The organism is Bradyrhizobium vignae, from assembly GCF_004114425.1.
GTDB classification, from domain to species: Bacteria; Pseudomonadota; Alphaproteobacteria; order Rhizobiales; family Xanthobacteraceae; genus Bradyrhizobium; species Bradyrhizobium vignae.
Genome location: NZ_RDQF01000005.1, coordinates 121014 through 139231 on the forward strand (window position 1 = coordinate 121014; position 18218 = coordinate 139231).

The following is an 18218-nucleotide window of genomic DNA, read 5'->3' on the forward strand; positions in this document are numbered from 1 at the left end:
CAACGCCATGAATGGGCTTTTTCGAAACAGCTCATGCCGCAAGGCAAAACCGATCACGGCTGTTCGATCAGCATCGGTGAGCCGAGCTCCTCGAAGCGAAAGAGCTGAAACACCCGCTGGCCATTGAAGTCGAGCACTCTCAAATCATCGGTCTCGTGCAGGTTGCTTTCAACCGCCTGAAAGTGCCCACCGTAGCGCTCCCTGGCGAGCGACAAGGGAACCTCGAACGCGACAAACTTGCCGATACCTTTTTGCCTGAGCACCCCAAGAAGTTTCAGGTCGTTCAGGGACTCATGCGAGGTGAGAACAAGCAGCGGACCGCTCGCCGTAAGCAGCAAAAGCGATTTCATCGGATCCTCCTTTGCACCTACCTGATCTTCGCCAGGCACTCCTTCAGGCGCTCCAGCTCCGTACGAACCTGTGCCTCCATGGCGTCTTGCAATGCGAGGATGCCCCTGCTGGACAATTCTGCAGAGGCCTTTCTGTCCAGATTCTGCTTCCAATCCCGGATGCCTTGCTTCGTGGCCCGTTGGGCCTCCGACGTCGTCTTGGCGTATTCCTTCATGCAGGCGTCGGCCATTGAGCATGTCTGGCACTCCTGGGCGGCGGCCGGACTTGAAAGGAGCAGGGCGAGTATCGCCGTAGGGATCCTCATTGCGATTCCTCCCGCGACAGCATAGCACGTCGCAGGGATGCCTGGGGAAGCAGCCCCCGGCTGTTTCAGCGCCGGAAGATTCAAAGCGATCGCGCGACAGCGCGATGTCGCGCATCGTGTGCCGGGCCTGCCATAATTTCTCCTTTGCGCACGCGTTGTGTCTGATAGCGGCGAGACCTATCCTTCCAGTGATCGGACTGCCTCCCATTGACCCCCGACCGGATGGAGAGCGCATCGATGCCTGACACGAACGACCATAAACCTGATACCGGCAAGACCGATGACGCCAAGCCTGATACCGCCAAGCCGGATGCGGCGCGCGGCGACGGTGGGCTGGCGCGGGCCTACGACCGGATCAAGAGCGCAGAAGAAGAGCTTGCGCGGTTGGACCGGCTGGTTTCCGGAATGGAACGCAACAGCGAAGCTCCGCGGACCTCGCACGCAAGCGCCGCCGCGACGGCAGCCGCCACTTCCGCAAACAAGGCGGCGGCGGCTGATGCCAAGCCTCTAAACTCCAAGCCTCTAAACACCAAGCCTCGCGATCAGGGCCTGAAGGGAGACAGGGCCATGATGCGCGCTTTGGCTATTCTCGTGCTGGCGATCGGCCTGCTCGGTGCCGCCGTCGCTTCGCAATATGGCGACGAGGCCATATCGATCGGCAAGTCGATCATGGCGCGCTGGGCTCCGCCGGCCGCGAGCAGCTCGCCGCAAGAGTCTGCGGCGGAAACTCCGGCGCAGCCGTCGACGGTGCTGCTGGCGGCTGCGGATGAGCCGAGCCCGGTGCCTGCGCTGCCGGGGCCCAAGGACTCGGAAAGCGCTCCGAAGTCTGCCGCCACGGCGGCCGAGCCGTCATCGTCCGAGCTCGCGCAATCGCTCAAGGCCATCACGAGCGAGCTTGCGAACATCACCGGCAAGCTCGAGCAGCTGAAGAGCCGCGGCGAACAGGCCCTGCGCGACCAGGCCGACACCATCGAGCAGCTCAAGGCCGCGCAGGCAAAGGATGCGGCGGACAATGCGCGCCTCGCAGCCCAGGTCCAGGCGCTGCAAACGCAACTGAGTGCGTCATCGGCGTCATCCGCCTCTGCAGGCGCCAAGCCCGTCGTGCGCAGCGTGGTGAGCAACGATGCGGCTGCGCGCGCCCGGGCGCACGTACCAGACGCCGCGCCACGGCGGCCCAGGCCGCCGCCGCGAGGCCCCTGGATGCCGCCGCCCTATATGGCCGACCCTTATTACGGCGATCCGGATTGGTGAGCCCGCAAGGCGCCGGCTTGCTTCTCGCACGCGCGATCGGGTTTGACGCCTGACGAGCTGCGGCTTCGGCTCGCCCTCGATGGACGGCGTAAGTCGCGCAAGTCTACCGTCCAGCCGAGCGAAGGTCTTCTGCGACGCCGTCAAATGCGTTCTGCACGGCGACAGCCTCCGCCCCACCCTGCTCCGCATCCGACGTTTGCTGACGCTTGCCGACGCCAAAAATATCCTGCACCAGCCCGAGCTTGCCCAGCCCCAGAATAATCAACCCATTAATATCGACCTCGTACCACGCATGCGACAGATACGCATCCCGCGGAAACCGGTGATGGTTGTTGTGCAGCCCTTCGCCGAACGTCAGCAGCGTCGTCACCAGCTCGTTTGTCGTGCCGTCGTTGGTCTCGAAGCGGCGGTAGCCGTAGCGGCCGTCGCTGTGGCAGACCGAGTTCACCAGTGAGGTGGCTATGGTCATGAGGTAGCTGCGGAACAGGCCGGAGAACAGGATGCAGCCGATCATCGTGTGCACGCCGCCAAAGGCGTAGCCGATGGCGGCGGGAATGATCAGCGCCGACAGCGCGTACCAGTACCAGCGCGTCCTGGTGAAGAACATCGCGATCGGATCGGCCAGGATGTCCTTGGCGTAGTAGGTAGCATCTGTGGTCTCGCGGTCCCACACCCAGCCGCCCTGCGCATGCGACATGCCCTTGGCGAAGCTGGTGTAGGGGTTGCCGGCGCCGTCGTAATAGGGGCTGTGGACGTCGCCGGGCCTGTCGGAGTGAAGATGGTGCCGCCGGTGGTTGCTCACCCATTTCAGGATCGAGCCCTGCACGGCCATGGTCGCGAGCGCGGCGAAGATCGTCCGCATCACCGGACCGCAGCGAAAGCTGCGGTGCACGAAGTAGCGATGCATGAAGCCGATCCCGATCGTGGACAGCACGAAGGTGCCGGCGAAGACGGAAAGCTCCACCCGGCCGATGCCTTGCCAGAAGGCCCAGACCAGCGCCGCGACCGAACCGCCGATCATGATGGCGAAGGAGATGTAGGAATCGCGAAACTTGGCGTCGACCACCGGGCCTTCGGTGAGCACGCCCGGGGGCATTTTCCGCTCCGAAAGCTGCTCGGACGCCACGCTCTCAACCACGGTCATTTCAGCCGATCCATTCCCGCAAAATGCACTCTTCCGCGGTGCAGCGTACAGCCGAGGGTTGTTTTGAGCAAGGACCCGGGGCGACGACCGCGGAGCTGCGGCCTTGAGGGCGTAACCCACCTCTTTCGTGTCTCGGGTGATATAAACGATGATGGGTTACGCTGGCGGACTTGGCGCAGCCGCGAGCTAACCCACCTACTGACCCGATGTATCTCGACCGCAATGCCACCGGCGTTTGCGCCGGCGACAGCGGCTTGCCGCGGATGACCGCGGTTAGCACGAGCGTAGATCCTATGGGTGACGGTGGTCAGAGGTAAGTTGAGTTGACGACCACCAACTCACCCGTAGGATCTACGAACGAGCTACGCTCTACGTCCGCCTCACGGCATCTCGCTCATCGTCACCTTGGCGGCGATCCCGGTCAGCTCGGGCTCTTGCGGCACAAGCTCCTCATCGGAGGATGGGCCGAACGAGACCTCAGTCATTCTGCGCTTGACCTGTTCGCAGGTCTTGCGCACGTCCTCGGTGAACAGCGCGCATTCTTCGATGCGCTTGAAGATCTTCCGTCCCTCTTCACGATACCCCGCCGCCGTTTCTCGCATGAAGGCGATCGCATCATGAACCTGGGCCGTCAGCGCCTCGCATTTTTGCGCGGCGTCGATCAACTCGGTGCCCATGGCCTCGATCTCTTTTGCAGCGGACTCATAGTCGCGAATGACCGCCTCTGCACTGAGTGCGCCGACGCGCGACACACCCGCTGTGTGCTCGACGTAATCAGGTAGAGCAATTGAAGTAATAGGGCTTCCCGAACGGACCGACGCAATGTCCGCCTCGAGTTGGACCAAGTTCACACCGTCCCGTCTGCGCAATTGTTCGACACTTGCCATCACTGATCCTCTCAATACGCGCCCAGAACCCCAAGCAGCATTGGGTTTATTACGGGGATAAGTGTCGTTCTACTCCGATGTATTGTTGACAGTCGCAGCTTTGCCATTTTTTCCCAATCGCGGACGGTGCACGCAGAGATAATGGCTTATCGGAATTCAACTTACCCGTGTCACGTTTGGTGAAGACGGTAATTGCGCAAGAACTCGGCCTCTAAATCAGTCCGTATGAATGGTTGAGCGAGCCTGGCCCGGATCGAAGCGTGGCAAATCGAGGGCTGTGCCGCACGCACAGGGCCTCTATCGGCGCTTTGCGCCGACAGCAAGCTGCTCGGTTTGACGTGTGGCGTCGGTCGATCACCACATGCCGCAGCCGTGATGGTTACTCACCACCAATACGGCCACCGCCATCCCTCATAGCGAACGTACGACGGCACCAGCGGCGGACCATAGGGATCGACCCGGTCGTCTTCAGGACGATAACGATATCGTGGAACAATATTGTAATCCCACGGCGTCGGCCGGAGCACCGGCGCCGTGACGATCAGCCGCTGCTGCGGCTCACGAACGACGACAGCCTTCCGCGTCCGGGCTTCAGCACCTGATATTCCAAGGCTGCCCAGCACCAGCGCCGTTCCGATCGCACACGCGATGGTCTTATTCATGCGTTGGTCTCCTTCGCCAAGAGAGTGCAACAGGGGTGCAAAGCAAGGCAAGCGAATTCGCGCTGGATATTGCATGAATGCCCGTTGTCGGCCTTCGCCCCCTCTCCAACGCATTGCGAGGAGCTCGCGACAAAATCGCGTAGCAATTTTGCGCTGATGCGACGAAGCAATCCAGACTGTCGCGGCGGAAAGCACACTGGATTGCTTCGCCTTGCTCGCAATGACGGAGAGTCTGACAGCGAGCGTGCGAGGACTCACGCCGCGCCGACGTCTTCAGGCGCCGCGCCGGCCACCAGCCCGTCGAGACTGAACATCAACAAATCCGCGATGTGCATCAGCTTGTAGAGCGGAATGTTCGCCTCGCCCTGCTCGGCTTGCGCCAGGAAGCCGGGCGTGACGCCGATGTGCTCGGCGAGCTGCGCCTCGGTGTAGCCGCGGGTCTCGCGCGCAGCCTTGACGCGCGCGCCGATGCCGAGCCGGTGCCGGGCCTGCTCCTCCACCGTCATCATCACCGCCTGCTCGTCCGCGCTCGCATAACCGTCCGCGAACGCGCTGCCGATCAGCCGGGCCTTGCGCCAGGCGACGCGGCAGTCCTTGCGCAGGCCGCTTGAGAAGATCAGCGTGAACTGCTCGGCGACCCAGAGCGACGAGTTGAGCTCCAGGCGCGCGCCGGTGCCGGAGACATCGCGGATCGTGCAGGGCACGCTGACGGTGCTGCCGCTGCCGTTGTCGAACTCGACGATGCCGGTCCTCAGGGTGTGGTGCCTGATTGCGGCGCGATGATCGCTCATGACAGCTCCCGTGGACTTGCGGCGGCGTAAGAACACGTCCGACGCATAATCGGGGCGAGGATACCGCAGAATTTTGGCTTAACCGCTAAGCTTGCAATCGACAGCGAAAGCCATGGTAAAGGAATTGCTTCCGCGCGACCTTATCGGCGAAGAGCACGTAGCCCGAATGCAGCGAAAGCGAAATCCGGGACCGGCGTTTGCGTCGTTGCACGATCGCCCCGGATTACGCTGCGCTGGTCACTCGCGCGCGCGGCGCAGGGCCTCTTCCAATTTCCTTCTCTGCTTGTCCCATCTTCCCTGCTCGGCCTCGGCGCGCTCGTCGAGCGCGGCGCGCTCGGATTCGATCTTCTCCGCCCGCGCTTGGTGCTCCCGCCTTGCCACGTCGAGCGCTGCCTCGGCTGCGGCGACGGCCTGCTGCCGCCGCGCGCGCTCCCTGGCGCGGGCGGCCTCCTCCTTGCGACGCTCGGCCTCGCGCCGCCGCTCCTCCTTCTCGAATGCCGCCGCGGCCTTGCGCGCGGCTTGATCGTCGATCTTGCGGGATGTTTTCTTTGCGGTCTTGGCCGGACGCTTCTTGGACCTGCGTCTGGGCTTGCCCTCGCCCTCGCCGAGATCGGCCGGCAGCTCCGCGCTCTCGGTGAACGGGCCGTCAGAGCCGACCGGGCGCCTGAGCACGACCCCCGGCTTCGCCATCGTCGCCGCGACGATGTCGGGGTCGTCGGTCTCCTTGGCGACGCCCTGATGGAACAGATTGGAGCTGGCGCCCCAGGCCTGAAGCGCCGACTTCATCGAGGGTGCGGCGATCGCCTGATCGTAGAAGCCGAGCGAGGTCTGGTAGGTCTTCAGTTTCTTTGGCATGTCGCTCCGATTGTAGCTTGCTGTCCGCCAGCGGTCGTAGCCCCAATTACGAATCCCCAAGCAATGCGTCATATCCCTGTGCGCTGAACGCCAGCAGACAGAATCCATGCCCGAACGGATCGGCCAGCATCGCGATCCGCCCATAGGGCGTATCGCGCGGGGGCACCTCCAGGATCGCACCCGCGCCGAGCGCACGCGCGAGGGCAGCGTCGACATCGTCGACGACGACGTCGATATGAACGGGCGTCCAGTGCCGCTCGTAGCGGCGGCGGTCGCCGCCGGCGCCGACCGTGCCGGCCTGCTTGGTCAAGAGATAGACCGGCGCCGGCCAGCCGAGCAGCTCGACGAAATCGGCGCCGAAGCGGCGGCCGACCGTCAGGCCGAAGGCTTCGGTGTAGAACGTCGTGGCTTTGCCGACGTCCGGGACATCGATGTTGAGGAGGAAGCTCATTGGCGGGCTCGTCGCAAGTTGCGAAGCGAGCGTAGCCCGTATGGAGCGTCAGCGTAATCCGGGTTGGTGCCGCACCTCAGGGCCCGAATTACACTGACGCTACATCCGGGTGACGCGCAAAGCTCCTCGCCAACGGACGAGCGCCATCATGGCATCATGCCACTGTTTTTCCCGACCGGAGTAAACGTAATTCGGTATCGCCGAAATCGACAATCATTCGATTCTGTGGGCGATCATCCACGGCATCCTGGGTTGGCTGTACGTGATCTTCGTCGCGCTGTTTCGGTGACATCGCACCGGCAGGCGAGGCCGGCCCGCGCCGTTCGCAGCTTTTCCTTGCTTTCCCGGTCCCGGCCTCTACGGTCGCGCCGCGAACGAACCGCGAGACGAGACCATTCATGTCCGACACGATGAAATGCCCAGCCTGCAACTCCGAGCACGCCTACCAGGACCGCGGTCTCTGGGTCTGCCCGGAATGCGGCCATGAATGGAGCGGCGAGGCGGAAGCGGCCGCAGACACGGCGCAGGATGCGGGCGTGCGCGATGCCAACGGCAATGTGCTCGCCGACGGTGACAGCGTCATTGTGATCAAGGATCTCAAGATCAAGGGCTCGTCCTCGGTCGTCAAAGGCGGCACCAAGGTGCGCAACATCCGCCTGCAGGATGCCAGCGACGGCCACAACATCGCCTGCAAGATCGACGGCATCGGTGCGATGAATCTGAAATCGGAGTTCGTGAGGAAGGCGTAGCTCGCGCTGGCGCGTCCCCGCTACGACGCCCGCTTCTCACGGCGGCGGGTGCGCGCCGAAGGCTTGGCACGCTGCCGAAGATCGTTCAGAAAAATTCCCCGCGCGGCGCGCGGGCGACGTGGAAATGGAAGAACCAAAGTGAAGCAGTGGATTCCGCCTCTCCGCGGAACCCACCTGCCTTTTTGCGATATCAGCTTAGCGGGCCGCGCCCGTGGTGACATCGGCGGTCTTCACCTTGCGCGGGCTCAGCACCTTCGCCTGATGGACCGAGGCAACCGTGCTGGGCGCTGCGACCTTCTGCTCGACATGCGCAGCACCGAGCACGCGCACCTGCAGCGGGGAGACCGGGAAGCCGTTGGCCTCATAGGTCGGCAGCTCGGCGGCGACGGCGGCCGTGCCGCCCGCGATCGTCAGGATGGCGGCGGCGATCGACAAAATCTTCTTGTTCATTGATGGTGCTCCAAAGGTGAGAGTCGGAGCATATTTAGGCGCGTTTTGCTGCAGCGCGACATACATTGCTGCATCGCAACAGCGCGCCCGACGCATGACGATATGCCTAATGCGTACAAGGCCTTGGACGAATCACACCGGCTGCGACATGGCGCTTCCACGGGCGGTGCTCAGCCACCGAGCACATTGCCCCAGCCATCGAAGAGGTAAGTCTTCCAGGCCACGGTTCCATCCGTGCCGCGCCGACTGGCACGCCGGTAGTCGTCTGCCTGATCGGCGGTCCAGGTGATGATCGTGTCCGAAAGGCGATCGTGGAGGATGGCGGGCTCGGTGGGATCGAAGTTGTCCATGGGACGAAGCGAGGAATGTGTCATGGCGCCTCCAACGCTCCAGCCGCCGCAAAGTTTCGGCAGCGCAGCGAAGTAAAAGGTACGCTGCGCGTTCTGGATACGAAAGGGACAATAGAGATCCCTTGCTTCAACGCCATCACCAGCGATTTGCAGCCTTGCGACCAGATTGGTGCCGAGAGCGTAGATGATCTCGATGATGGCGAGCGCGATTCCAGCTGCGATCAGCACCATAACAACCGGAGATTGCGGACTGACGGAACTGCACGGCCACAATCCAAGATTGCGTAAATGCATTCGCTGCAAGTAGATGACAATGCTGCATTTGCAGTCGATTTCGCGCCGATGCGTTGCTGGAACCATGATGGAACCCGCGTTGCACCTCGGCAACACCCGTCTCGAAAAGCCTGCATCCACCGATTTGCGCCATTGCGCCGCCACCCCGGAGCCCGAACAATCGACGCGCTGCGTGCCTTTCCGTGCAAGACTGTTTTCGTCAAGACTGTTTTCGTCAAGACTGTTTGCATCATGACTGTTCGGACAGGATGGTTCGAACAGAACCGTTCGGAGGCAGGGATCATGAACGATCGGCGGTCTCTTCTGGTGGCACTGTCGTGTCCCTCGGCCGTTCTCGCGGGCTGGCTGGCGTTGTCTCTCTCCGCCCATGTCCCCGCCCTCATCGAGAACAGCGGCGCCAATGCGGCTGCCGTCCCGCACGTCAAGGACTTCGGCCGCCTCGACCTCGCCGACGTGCCGCACGCTGCGACGATCGAGGACGGCATCGCCCTGACCGCCGAGATCGCCGCCGTCGCTGCGGCGCCTGCCGCGGCAGCGACAGCGCCGACAACGCCCGAGGAGCCCGCCTTCGCCGTCGAGCTCGCTTCGGCCGACCCTGTGCTGATCCTGCCGACGGAGGCAGCGCCCGCGCCGCAGACTTCGCCTGAACCGGAGCCCATCGCCAGCGCGGCTGCCCCTGCGCCGGAGCCCGTCAAGCTCGCATCCGCCGATCCCACCGAGATCGTGACGACGGACGCACTGTCCCCCGCCGCGGTTGCGAGTGGCCCCGTCGCGCCTGCCAGCAACGTGTCGCCGCCTGCCGACACCGTCACCGTGCTCGACGAATGCTTCGTCATCGATGCCTGTATCGACCGCTACCTCTGGACGCTCTATCAGCGCACCCCGAAAGAGGACACGATCAAGGTTCAGGAGCGGCGCGCCGTCACCATCAAGCGCAGGGGCAAGACCGTCACGGTGATGCGCAGCTTCACGAAGCTGGTCGATCAGGACTTCGGCTGGAAAGATCCGAAGGCGGCCGAGCGCGCCGGCATGTCGATGATGGACTACGTCATCGGCGGCATGGACAAGAGCTTCAAGCAGAAGCTGTTCCGCACACTGCTCGCAGCCGAAGCCGCCGGCCTGTCGCCGGGCATCACCAGCGCATTTCGCGACGATTACCGCCAGTCGATCGCGAGCGGCCTGAAGGCCGCCTCCGACCGCTCCTATCACGGCGGCAGCAGCCGTGGCGGCTACGGCCACGGCATGGCGGCTGACATCGTCAGCACCCAAGGCAATGACCGCGCGCAGCGCTGGGTCTCGACCGAGATCCTGTGGAAGTGGGTCGACGCCAACGGCAAGGCGTTCGGCATCGGTCGCCCCTATCTCGACCGCGATCCGCCGCATGTCGGCCCGATCGACGGCCAGGAATACATCTCGAAGCGTGGCACCGCCGATCGCAAGGACGTTGCAAGCGCCAAGCCGAAGAAGCTGCGGGCCGTGGCCAGCGCCAAGCCGCCAAAGGCCCACGCCGCGCGCGAGCAGAAGAGCTCGGCCAAACCGCAGAAATCGGCGCAATCCGCGACCAAGCGCGCAACCTGACCGGCTACGGCTTGCGCGGCGTTCTCGGCAACGGCACGAGCCGCATCTCGGCCGAGCCGGCTTCCTGCGTGCGCACCAGCACCGCAAAGATCGTGTCGACCGCAAGCCGTACGGCGGACTCCATCGCTTCGCCCTTGGCCAGATGCGCCGCAATCAGCCCGGTGAGGAGGTCACCGGTGCCGTAGGGACGGATCGGCAGGCGCAGTGTTGCAAAGCGCGACAATCGCCCGCCGGCGCACAGGATCGTCTCGACCTGCCCCGCCGCCGTGTCAGCGAGGGTGCAGCCGGTGGCGACGACGTCGGTACGGCCTGCCCCTGCCAGTACCGCGCACGCCGCGCTGAGGCCTTGGGCATCGGCAGTCGTCACTCCCGAGAGCAGCTCGAGCTCGAACTGGTTCGGTGTCGTGAGGTTCGCCGCCGGCAGCAGCCGGTGCCGGACAACGTCCAAAATGCCGTCCGCGACATAGACGCGGCCGTCATCGCCGATCACGGGATCGCAGAGATAGACGAGCTTCGCATTGCGCGTGCGCGCCCGCTCGACGAAATCGGCGATCACGGCGGCATTGCCGGGCGAGCCGAGATAGCCGGTTACGAGCACGGCCGCCTCGTCGACGAGACCGCGCTCCTCCACGCCCTTCAGGAGATCCGCGATGAGCTCGGTCTCCAGCACCCGGCCGCGCAGGCTCGGATAGCGCGGATGGTTGGACAGCAGCGTCGTCGGCACCGCCGCAACGTTCACGCCCTCCGCCTGAATGGCGTAGGCAGCCGCGCTGTTGCCGACATGGCCGTGGACCACCTGGCTCTGAATGGAGATGACGAGCATGAGATAGGTCCGTAGAGTCAAACGTTGAGTGTGGCAAGAGCAGCAGGCCCGCGGTCTCGCGCTTCAGCGGCGTGCAAGCTCATCGAGATAGGCGCAGAACATATCGGCCAGGCCGTCTGCTCATCAACTCTGGAGACTTCGAATGGCCACCCCGACCATCGCATCGCTTGCGCCGCTGCTGGATCGCCTGTTCGGCGAAGCCGAGGCTGCAAGCGACGCAACGGAAGCCGCTGTTGCGGATCTGTCCGACGCGGACCGGGACCGGATGATGCGGAGCAAGACCGAATATCGCGATCTCTATGGACGCCTGAAGGAGGCACCGCTCGCGGTCTCGCGCGAGACCGGAGCGCTGCTCTACACGCTGGCGCCCGCATCATGTCGCAGGTTCGTCACTGACACATGATATGGGCTCGGGCTCATGACCTCCGCCTTCAATGCCTACGCAGCTCTCGCCCTTGCCATCGTGTTCGAGGTCACGGCGTCGGCGTTGCTGCAGCAGTCCGCGCAATTCACCCGTCCCTGGCCGACGCTGGCGATGGTGCTGTTCTACGCCGCCTCGTTCTACGCGCTGTCGGTGGCGATCCGGGTCATCCCGTTGAGCATCGCCTATGCGATCTGGGGCGGGGTCGGCATCATCCTGACCGCCACCGTTTCGTTCGTGCTGTTCCGCCAGATACTGGACGCTGCAGCCTTCGTCGGCATCGCGCTGATCGTATCAGGGGTCGTGATCATCAACCTGTTCTCGGAGACCACGATGCGTTGATGCCGGAACGCCCGGCGTTATTGGCCATGCACCGGCTTGGGCGGACGCGGCGCCGAACGGGGCGCCTTTGCACCGGGCTTGCCCGAACCCCGGGGCGGCGGCTCATCAACCGACTCGAGATAGGCGGCAAGTGCCTTGGCCGAGTCGGAGCTGGTTGCGTAATGATCCCTCAGGAACCAGGACAGCGTCAGGCTGAAGCGGCCCTTGGCAAGGCCGCGTGGGCTGCGGTGGCAGGTCGCGCAGCCTTCAGCGAAGATCTTCGCGGGCGATTTGCCGGCGTCGAGATTTTGCGCGGCGGCGGCCGTCGCCGTCAGCACTGCGGCTGCAAGAATGATCAAGAGCGCGGTCAAGCCGCGTCCCGGTCGAAACAGCGACGTCAAATGTGGTCCCCCTCGCCCGTCGTGCGATCACGCAGCCGACGGCTGATCGAATTCGGGCGGCGCGTAGGCCTTGCCGTCCTGGTCGGTGATGACGACCCGCCAGCCCTCGCTCGCCCACACTTTCGCCTTCGCCACGATGAGCAGCCGGCTCTCGCGGGCGAAACTGTACTTCTCGTTGTCGCGTTCTGCGACCATCTTGTAGGCCAATTCGCATCCCCTTGCGTCGCCCTGCACCCGGCCTCCTCGTGGCAGCGGGCTTTGGCGGCAATTCGCCGGGAGCGTGGCAATTTGATGCCATCCGCAGGCGGTATGGCCGGCCCCGTACCATCGGCAACGGAGCCGATCCTGCTGTTCGGATCGGCGCTAAAGCATGATCCGGAAAAGTGCGAAGCGGTTTTCCGGAAAGATCATGCGTAAACAACAAGCTAAAGCGCGATGACGATTCATCCAAATCTCATCGCGCTTTAGTGCACGCGGATAATATGGGGACGGCCGAGATTGATCAGGCCCTGCACCGCCGAGAGGCGGTCATCGAGGGCTGCAATGGTGAGCAGCAGATTGTTGCGACGCTCGTCGAGCAAACCCATCTCGGCGCCGGTGAGCTTCGCGCTCGCCCGTTCCTTGTGGATCGCTTCGAGAGATTTGCGCAGTGCGGCGATCAGGCCGGCCAGCTGCTTGGCCTCCTTGGTCATCGACCGCTTTGCGACATTTTGCTGACGGCGCGTCTCCGCTTGGCTCTGTCTCATCATCATCCTCCGGTGCCCCGCTGCCCCGAGTGGATGACTGCAGCTTTGGGTAGACATATTACGATCGATGAAATCTGCCCGCGAAGAACTTTCTTAAATTGTACGCGCACGGAACTTGAGCGGCCCGCCAAAGCAGAAAGCCCGGCGCGAGGGCCGGGCTTTCCAGGGAAGGCTAAAGCGCGATGAGATTTGGATGAATCGTCATCGCGCTTTAGCTTGTTGTTTACGCATGATCTTTCCGGAAAACCGCTTCGCACTTTTCCGGATCATGCTTTAGTGCTTCTGGTGACCGTCGCCGGGACCGCCGGCCGGGGCGCCACCCGCACGTGGCGCGGCATTGACGTGCGGAGCGCCACCGCCGCCGGGATGCGGCATGGCAGGCGCGGTCGCGCGCGGTGCCGGCATCTGCGCGCGCGCATTCATCGGCGCACCATGGCTCACATTCGGCTGCGCCACGTGCGGCGTCGTGGGCCGTGCGGCAGGTGCAGCCGACACGCGCGGCGCTTCATGCGCACGCGCCATCGGCTGGGCACGGACGGCGGCGCGGCTTGCAGCTTGCTCGTGCATCATGCGCGCCTGTGCATCGCGCGGATTGCGGCTCTGCACATTGGCCCGCTCATGCGCGATGCGCTCGCTACGGCCGACGCGCGTCCGGTCGGCCGTCACTGCAGCGTCGCGTTTCGTGATCGCCGCATCACGCTTCGTGATCGCAGCGTCGCCCCTTCCGATCGCAGCGTCGCGCCTTGCGATCGCAGCGTCGCGCCTTGCGATCGCGGCGTCACGGGTGGCAATCGCGGCATCGTGCCGTGAGGTCGTAGCGTCACGCCCCGAGATCGCGGCGGCACCCTTGCCACGCACGCCTTCACGTTCCAGCGCGATTGCCGCGTCACGCGTCGCTGCACGACCGATACGGGCTGCGCCCGGGTCGAGCGTCATCCGCGTCGCAAAGCGCTCGTGCGAGATCCAGTAATTGTTCCAGTAAGCGTGGCGGCGGTACCAGGGGCGTCCCGCATAATAGCTCGACCAGTACGAGGTCAGCACGAAGGGCACGACTGGCACGTCGATCTCGTCGACATAGTCGGGGAGATAGACGTAGTGATTGCGGTAGAGATATTCGAGATATTGCGAGGATACCCAGCCGCGATCGTCGGAGAAGCTCACGTCGCACCAGGCATTGCCGCGCAGGCAGCCATGGATGTTGACGCGGGCGCCGCCGGGGATGCGATCGACCAGGGGAAAGCCCGCGCCCGGCCCGGCACGCAGACCGGTCGAGACGGTGACGATGCCCGGCGCGGCCAGTGCGGCCGTCGGGGCGAGCAGCAATGCAGCAAACAGAACGCTTCTGAGTCTCATGGCATGTTCCTCCTCTGCGAGACGGAACGCGCAAGCGAAACGGGCGTTCCGCCTGTCATCACTGCATCCGCCGAAAGATTGAGAACACGCTGCGCGCGGAGTTCAATATTCATCCGCCGTTCATCGACACCGCGAGCGTAGCAATTCCAGCGTCAGTTCACCGGCAGCATGAAGGCGTCGAAGTACGAGGCGAGCCCTGCAAAGTCGTCGAGCGACAGCACGCTGGCGACATACTGGTCGGGCCGGACCACGACCATGCAGCCGGCTTTTCGATCGATGCCGCGCATTGCGAAGACGTCTTGGCCGCCCTTGAGGTCCGGAGAAAACATCTTCTCGTAGTCGATCAGACCATAGCGGCCCTTGCGCGGGAGCAGCATTGGCGGCATCGCCGCGACGGCAAGCTCACGATGATCCTGCTGAAAGACGGCACGCAGGTCGATCACGCTGTCGATGTCTGCGCCAACAGGCGTGTATCGCCGCATCGGCGATTCCCGGGATTCGGCAAGGAAGTTGCACAAGCCACGAATGGCCGAGCCGGCAGCCGCAGGATTCTCGGCAGGCGAAAACGCGTAGATGCGGAATCGGCCATCGGCCTGCGCCGCGTGGCCGAGATGCACCGGCTTGGCGTCCGCCAGGCGGATCACCGGCGCAGAATGGAAGCGCTTGCCGATGATGAGGCCTTCCGCGAGATGCTGATGCGTGGCCGCGCCGGTGAGAACCGATGGACGGTAATGCGTCGCCGTCCCTGCCGTGTAGCGGCCGTGCCGGACGAAATAATCCTGTGTCTTCGCCGCATCGGCACCGCCGGCCTTCGCGGCGGAAGCGAGAATTCCCGCCCACTCGCGGTCGAAATCGATCAACTCCTGCGCGACCGCCTGGCGCTCCGCCGAATAGGAGTGCAGCAAGCTCGGCGCACATTGCTTGCGGAGCACGGCGGCGAGCTTCCAACCGAGATTGAAGGCATCCTGCATCGAGACATTCATGCCCTGCCCGGCCTTCGGGCTGTGGGTGTGGCAGGCATCGCCGGCGATGAAGATGCGCGGCAGGCGCGTATCGATCTCCGCCTCCGGCACATCGTCGAACTTGTCGGTCAGGCGCTGGCCGATCTCGTAGACCGACCACCAGGCGATTTCCTTCACCTCGAGCGAATGCGGCTTCAGGATCCGCTGCGCTTTCGCAATCACGTCGTCGGCAGTGATGTTGCGATTGGCGACGCGCTCGCCGACGTCGAGTTTTGCGAGCTCGACATAGATGCGGACCATGTAGCCGCCTTCGCGCGGAATGATCAGCAGGCTGCCGTCCTTGGCCGACTGGATCAGGGACTTGAAGCGGATATCAGGGAAATCCGTCACGGCCAGCACGTCCATCACGCCCCAGGCGTGGTTGGCGGAATCGCCCTGCAGCTCGCGCCCGATCGATTTGCGCACCGTGCTGCGTGCGCCGTCGCAGCCGACGACGTAGCGCGCCTTGATCGTCTCGACCTTCCTCTCGTTTCCAGCATCGACGCGTTCGAGCCGCACGATCACGGCATGATCGGCGGCATCAGCCGCCGGATCGACATGGAGGTCAAGCACGCGCCGGCTGTAATATGGCGCGAGCTTCGCCGGCGATTTGCGCATGACGTCGAGAAAGCAGTCATGGACGCGCGCCTGGTTCAGGATGACGTGCGGGAATTCCGACAGCCCGTCCTCGACGTCCTGCACCCGGCCGCTGCGCGTGATCTTCTCCGGCGTCCGCTCATCCGGCTTCCAGAACGTCGTCTCGTTGACCCAATAGGCCTCCTTCAGCACACGTTCGCTGAAACCATAGGCGTGGAACATCTCCATGGTGCGGCAGGCGATACCGTCGGCCTGCCCGACCAGCAGGCGCTCCGGCTTCTGCTCGACGACGCAGGTCTTGATATCGGGGAATTGCGCAAGCTGAGCGGCGAGCGTCAGGCCGGCAGGCCCGCAACCGACGATGAGAACGTCGACCTCGGCAGGCACGCTTCCCGCCGCCCCCGACGCCTGAACGCGCGCAGCGGGATCGGCGATTTCTGGGTCGCCCGGCTGAAATCCATTGAGATGGAATTGCATGAGCACCTCTCCCGTCAACTTCTGTTTGGATATTGATCAGTATGCTGACTATCAGTATACTTGTCAATGACCCTCACCCTCCGCGGAGACTTCGGTGAAAGACCACAACGACATGCCCGGGCATCTGGCGCGCCGCTTCCAGCAGATCGCGGTCGCGGTGTTCCTGGCCGAGGTCGAAGACGCCGGCTTCGATCTCACGCCGGTGCAGTACGCCGCGCTCGCGACCATCAAGGCCAATCCGGGGCTGGACCAGGTAACGCTCGCAGGATTGATCGCCTACGATCGTACCACCATCACCGGCGTGATCGACCGCCTCGTCCAGAAGGGCCTCGCGGAGCGCCGCCCCTCCAGCCGCGACCGCCGCGCGCGGGAGCTTGAGATCACCGACGAAGGCCGGCGCACGCTGCGCAAGATCACGCCGGCCGTCGAATCCGCGCAGCGCATCATGCTGCGTGGTCTCAGCGCGAAGGAGAGCGAGGAGCTGATGCGGCTCTTGCGCAAGGCCATCGCCGCCGGCAATGAGCTCAGCCGCGCTCCGCTGCGCGATGCGCAGGTCTGATGCCGCACCCCGTCCGTAATTGTCGCAGCGCACGAAACCAGGAACTAACCTTCGGCTGCTAACGTCGGCCGCATTGGGCGCTTAACGCGCGATTAACTTTGCGGGGCGGAGTTTCGGATGTCCAGGTTCGTCGTTATTGCCGCAGCCATCGCGCTCTCGACCGGTCACGCGCTCGCCAACGGCCATGGCGGCGGCGATGCCCCGCCCCCGCCGAAACCCGAGGCGACGACGGCACCGGCGAAGGTGGTCCTGACCAAGCAGGGTCCCAAGCTCGTCGATCTCAAGGGCATGACGCTTTATTATTACGAGCGCGACACCACCGGGAAGACCTCGAACTGCAACGGCAAGTGCACCGAGAGCTGGGTGCCGCTGGCGGCGACGGCCGACGCCAAGGCTGTCGGCGACTTCACCGTGATCAGCCGCAACGACGGCACCAAGATGTGGGCGTACCGCTACCGCCCGCTCTACACCTCGCCCGCCGACAAGGCGCCGGGCGATGCCAACGGCAATGCCACGACGCTGCAATGGCGCATTGCCCGGCCTGAGTAGCAGCGCAGAAACAACCTGGCTCGAACGGCCGGTCGCGCAGCCTCACCCGCGCCAGCGCCCGCCCGTTTCGGCTTGCGCGCTCTGCCCTGGCGGCAGTACCACCACGGTAGAGCCCAGCTTCACCCGATCATAGAGATCGATCACGTCCTCGTTGCGCATCCGGATGCAGCCGGACGAGATCGCCTGCCCGATATATTCGGGCTGGTTGGTACCGTGGATGCGGTAGAGCGTGTCCTTGTTGCCGACATAGAGATAGATGCCCCGCGCGCCCAGCGGATTGGCAGGCCCCCCGGGAACGCGCGCCGGATAGGGGCCGAGTCGCGCCTGGATATCCGCCGTCGGAACCCAGTCCGGCCATTCCGCCAAGCGGCCGACACGCGCGACGCCGGAAAACGCCATGGCTTCCTCACCGACCGCAACGCCGTAGCGGATCGCCTTGCCATCGGGCAGCACGTAATAGAGGTAACGCGCATCGGTATCGACCAGGATCGTGCCCGGCTGCTCCTTGCGACGGTAGTCCACGATGTGGCGGAGATATTGCTCGGGCACGTTCGCCTGCGCATAAGGCGTGTGCGCGAGCAACTGACGGTCGCGCGGCGTCATGCTCGCATCCGTCGATGGCGAAAGCGTCGCCTGCATGCAGCCGCCCAGCGGCAACATGGCTGCGACGAACAAAACGAGTAGAGATCTTGGCACCGCCGGCCCCCGGATAGCGGATAGCAGCGCCCCCAGCAGCCCCACATGCTGCCAAAATCGTGCTGAAAACAAGGCAGAATGGAACAATTGCGCGTGTTCGACAAACCGGGTTCCATCACCACAAACGGCGGAAGACTGTCGCATCATCTCCATTCCC

At 64.1% G+C, this 18218-nt stretch carries 24 protein-coding genes; 7 read left to right on the plus strand and 17 right to left on the minus strand.

Going from position 1 to position 18218, the window contains the following annotated elements; all coding sequences use genetic code 11:
• Positions 1 to 53 precede the first annotated feature (53 nt).
• The gene (locus EAV90_RS06045) at positions 54 to 350 is read right to left on the minus strand and encodes a cytosolic protein (RefSeq protein WP_129142866.1); all 297 of its coding nucleotides are present in this window, start codon (positions 348 to 350) and stop codon (positions 54 to 56) included.
• 17 nt (positions 351 to 367) lie between these two features.
• Positions 368 to 580, minus strand: a complete 213-nt coding sequence (locus EAV90_RS06050; protein WP_244607659.1) for a hypothetical protein — start codon at positions 578 to 580, stop codon at positions 368 to 370.
• 312 nt (positions 581 to 892) lie between these two features.
• Between EAV90_RS06050 and EAV90_RS06055 the strand changes: the two genes are divergently transcribed.
• Positions 893 to 1906 carry a hypothetical protein gene (locus tag EAV90_RS06055; RefSeq protein WP_245509460.1) on the plus strand — a complete coding sequence of 338 codons (1014 nt, stop codon included), beginning with the start codon at positions 893 to 895 and terminating at the stop codon, positions 1904 to 1906.
• A gap of 103 nt (positions 1907 to 2009) precedes the next feature.
• Here the strand turns inward: EAV90_RS06055 and EAV90_RS06060 are convergent, their stop codons facing one another.
• The 6 genes from EAV90_RS06060 to EAV90_RS06085 form a co-directional block, all read right to left on the minus strand.
• The gene (locus EAV90_RS06060) at positions 2010 to 3050 is read right to left on the minus strand and encodes an acyl-CoA desaturase (RefSeq protein ID WP_129142867.1); all 1041 of its coding nucleotides are present in this window, start codon (positions 3048 to 3050) and stop codon (positions 2010 to 2012) included.
• Between the two features lie 380 nt (positions 3051 to 3430).
• Entirely contained in the window at positions 3431 to 3937 is a 507-nt protein-coding gene (locus tag EAV90_RS06065; protein ID WP_129142868.1) for a hypothetical protein, read from the minus strand.
• 383 nt (positions 3938 to 4320) lie between these two features.
• Positions 4321 to 4599 (minus strand): hypothetical protein, encoded by a 279-nt coding sequence (locus EAV90_RS06070; protein WP_122403461.1) that lies wholly within the window; start codon positions 4597 to 4599, stop codon positions 4321 to 4323.
• A gap of 254 nt (positions 4600 to 4853) precedes the next feature.
• Positions 4854 to 5390: a helix-turn-helix domain-containing protein gene (locus tag EAV90_RS06075; protein ID WP_129142869.1), complete on the minus strand. Its 537-nt coding sequence runs from the start codon at positions 5388 to 5390 to the stop codon at positions 4854 to 4856.
• A 237-nt stretch (positions 5391 to 5627) separates the two neighbouring features.
• Positions 5628 to 6245 carry a cell envelope biogenesis protein TolA gene (locus tag EAV90_RS06080; RefSeq protein ID WP_129142870.1) on the minus strand — a complete coding sequence of 206 codons (618 nt, stop codon included), beginning with the start codon at positions 6243 to 6245 and terminating at the stop codon, positions 5628 to 5630.
• Positions 6246 to 6291: 46 nt separating this feature from the next.
• Positions 6292 to 6696: a VOC family protein gene (locus EAV90_RS06085; protein ID WP_129142871.1), complete on the minus strand. Its 405-nt coding sequence runs from the start codon at positions 6694 to 6696 to the stop codon at positions 6292 to 6294.
• 398 nt (positions 6697 to 7094) lie between these two features.
• Here EAV90_RS06085 and EAV90_RS06090 point away from each other — a divergent pair, with 398 nt between their 5' ends.
• Positions 7095 to 7445, plus strand: a complete 351-nt coding sequence (locus tag EAV90_RS06090) for a zinc ribbon domain-containing protein YjdM (RefSeq protein WP_122403464.1) — start codon at positions 7095 to 7097, stop codon at positions 7443 to 7445.
• 195 nt (positions 7446 to 7640) lie between these two features.
• Here EAV90_RS06090 and EAV90_RS06095 read toward each other — a convergent pair whose 3' ends face one another.
• Complete coding sequence (locus EAV90_RS06095; protein WP_129142872.1) at positions 7641 to 7895, minus strand: hypothetical protein; 255 nt, start codon at positions 7893 to 7895, stop codon at positions 7641 to 7643.
• A 170-nt stretch (positions 7896 to 8065) separates the two neighbouring features.
• Positions 8066 to 8605, minus strand: a complete 540-nt coding sequence (locus EAV90_RS40385) for a hypothetical protein (RefSeq protein ID WP_245509461.1) — start codon at positions 8603 to 8605, stop codon at positions 8066 to 8068.
• A 216-nt stretch (positions 8606 to 8821) separates the two neighbouring features.
• Here EAV90_RS40385 and EAV90_RS06110 point away from each other — a divergent pair, with 216 nt between their 5' ends.
• Positions 8822 to 10117, plus strand: a complete 1296-nt coding sequence (locus EAV90_RS06110) for a M15 family metallopeptidase domain-containing protein (protein ID WP_129142873.1) — start codon at positions 8822 to 8824, stop codon at positions 10115 to 10117.
• Between the two features lie 4 nt (positions 10118 to 10121).
• Here the strand turns inward: EAV90_RS06110 and pdxY are convergent, their stop codons facing one another.
• Positions 10122 to 10940 (minus strand): pyridoxal kinase, encoded by an 819-nt coding sequence (gene pdxY, locus EAV90_RS06115; protein ID WP_129142874.1) that lies wholly within the window; start codon positions 10938 to 10940, stop codon positions 10122 to 10124.
• Positions 10941 to 11082: 142 nt separating this feature from the next.
• Here pdxY and EAV90_RS06120 point away from each other — a divergent pair, with 142 nt between their 5' ends.
• Entirely contained in the window at positions 11083 to 11343 is a 261-nt protein-coding gene (locus EAV90_RS06120; protein ID WP_430644718.1) for a hypothetical protein, read from the plus strand.
• A gap of 15 nt (positions 11344 to 11358) precedes the next feature.
• On the plus strand, positions 11359 to 11703 hold the full coding sequence (locus tag EAV90_RS06125) for a DMT family transporter (RefSeq protein ID WP_122403468.1): 345 nt from the start codon (positions 11359 to 11361) through the stop codon (positions 11701 to 11703).
• A 17-nt stretch (positions 11704 to 11720) separates the two neighbouring features.
• On the opposite strand, the gene EAV90_RS06130 is transcribed toward EAV90_RS06125, so the two are convergent.
• The 5 genes from EAV90_RS06130 to EAV90_RS06150 form a co-directional block, all read right to left on the minus strand.
• The gene (locus EAV90_RS06130; protein WP_245509462.1) at positions 11721 to 12053 is read right to left on the minus strand and encodes a hypothetical protein; all 333 of its coding nucleotides are present in this window, start codon (positions 12051 to 12053) and stop codon (positions 11721 to 11723) included.
• Between the two features lie 57 nt (positions 12054 to 12110).
• Entirely contained in the window at positions 12111 to 12317 is a 207-nt protein-coding gene (locus EAV90_RS06135) for a hypothetical protein (protein WP_162500295.1), read from the minus strand.
• Positions 12318 to 12547: 230 nt separating this feature from the next.
• Entirely contained in the window at positions 12548 to 12829 is a 282-nt protein-coding gene (locus EAV90_RS06140; protein WP_164936804.1) for a hypothetical protein, read from the minus strand.
• 273 nt (positions 12830 to 13102) lie between these two features.
• Entirely contained in the window at positions 13103 to 14182 is a 1080-nt protein-coding gene (locus tag EAV90_RS06145) for an SH3 domain-containing protein (protein WP_129142876.1), read from the minus strand.
• Between the two features lie 152 nt (positions 14183 to 14334).
• A complete protein-coding gene (locus tag EAV90_RS06150; protein WP_164936805.1) occupies positions 14335 to 16257 on the minus strand; it encodes an FAD-binding monooxygenase in 1923 nt (640 codons plus the stop codon).
• A 94-nt stretch (positions 16258 to 16351) separates the two neighbouring features.
• Between EAV90_RS06150 and EAV90_RS06155 the strand changes: the two genes are divergently transcribed.
• Complete coding sequence (locus EAV90_RS06155) at positions 16352 to 16816, plus strand: MarR family winged helix-turn-helix transcriptional regulator (RefSeq protein ID WP_122403474.1); 465 nt, start codon at positions 16352 to 16354, stop codon at positions 16814 to 16816.
• Positions 16817 to 16933: 117 nt separating this feature from the next.
• A complete protein-coding gene (locus EAV90_RS06160) occupies positions 16934 to 17365 on the plus strand; it encodes a COG4315 family predicted lipoprotein (RefSeq protein WP_129142878.1) in 432 nt (143 codons plus the stop codon).
• A 42-nt stretch (positions 17366 to 17407) separates the two neighbouring features.
• Here the strand turns inward: EAV90_RS06160 and EAV90_RS06165 are convergent, their stop codons facing one another.
• Positions 17408 to 18025, minus strand: coding sequence for a L,D-transpeptidase (locus EAV90_RS06165; protein WP_162500602.1), 618 nt, complete (start codon positions 18023 to 18025; stop codon positions 17408 to 17410).
• Positions 18026 to 18218: the final 193 nt, after the last annotated feature.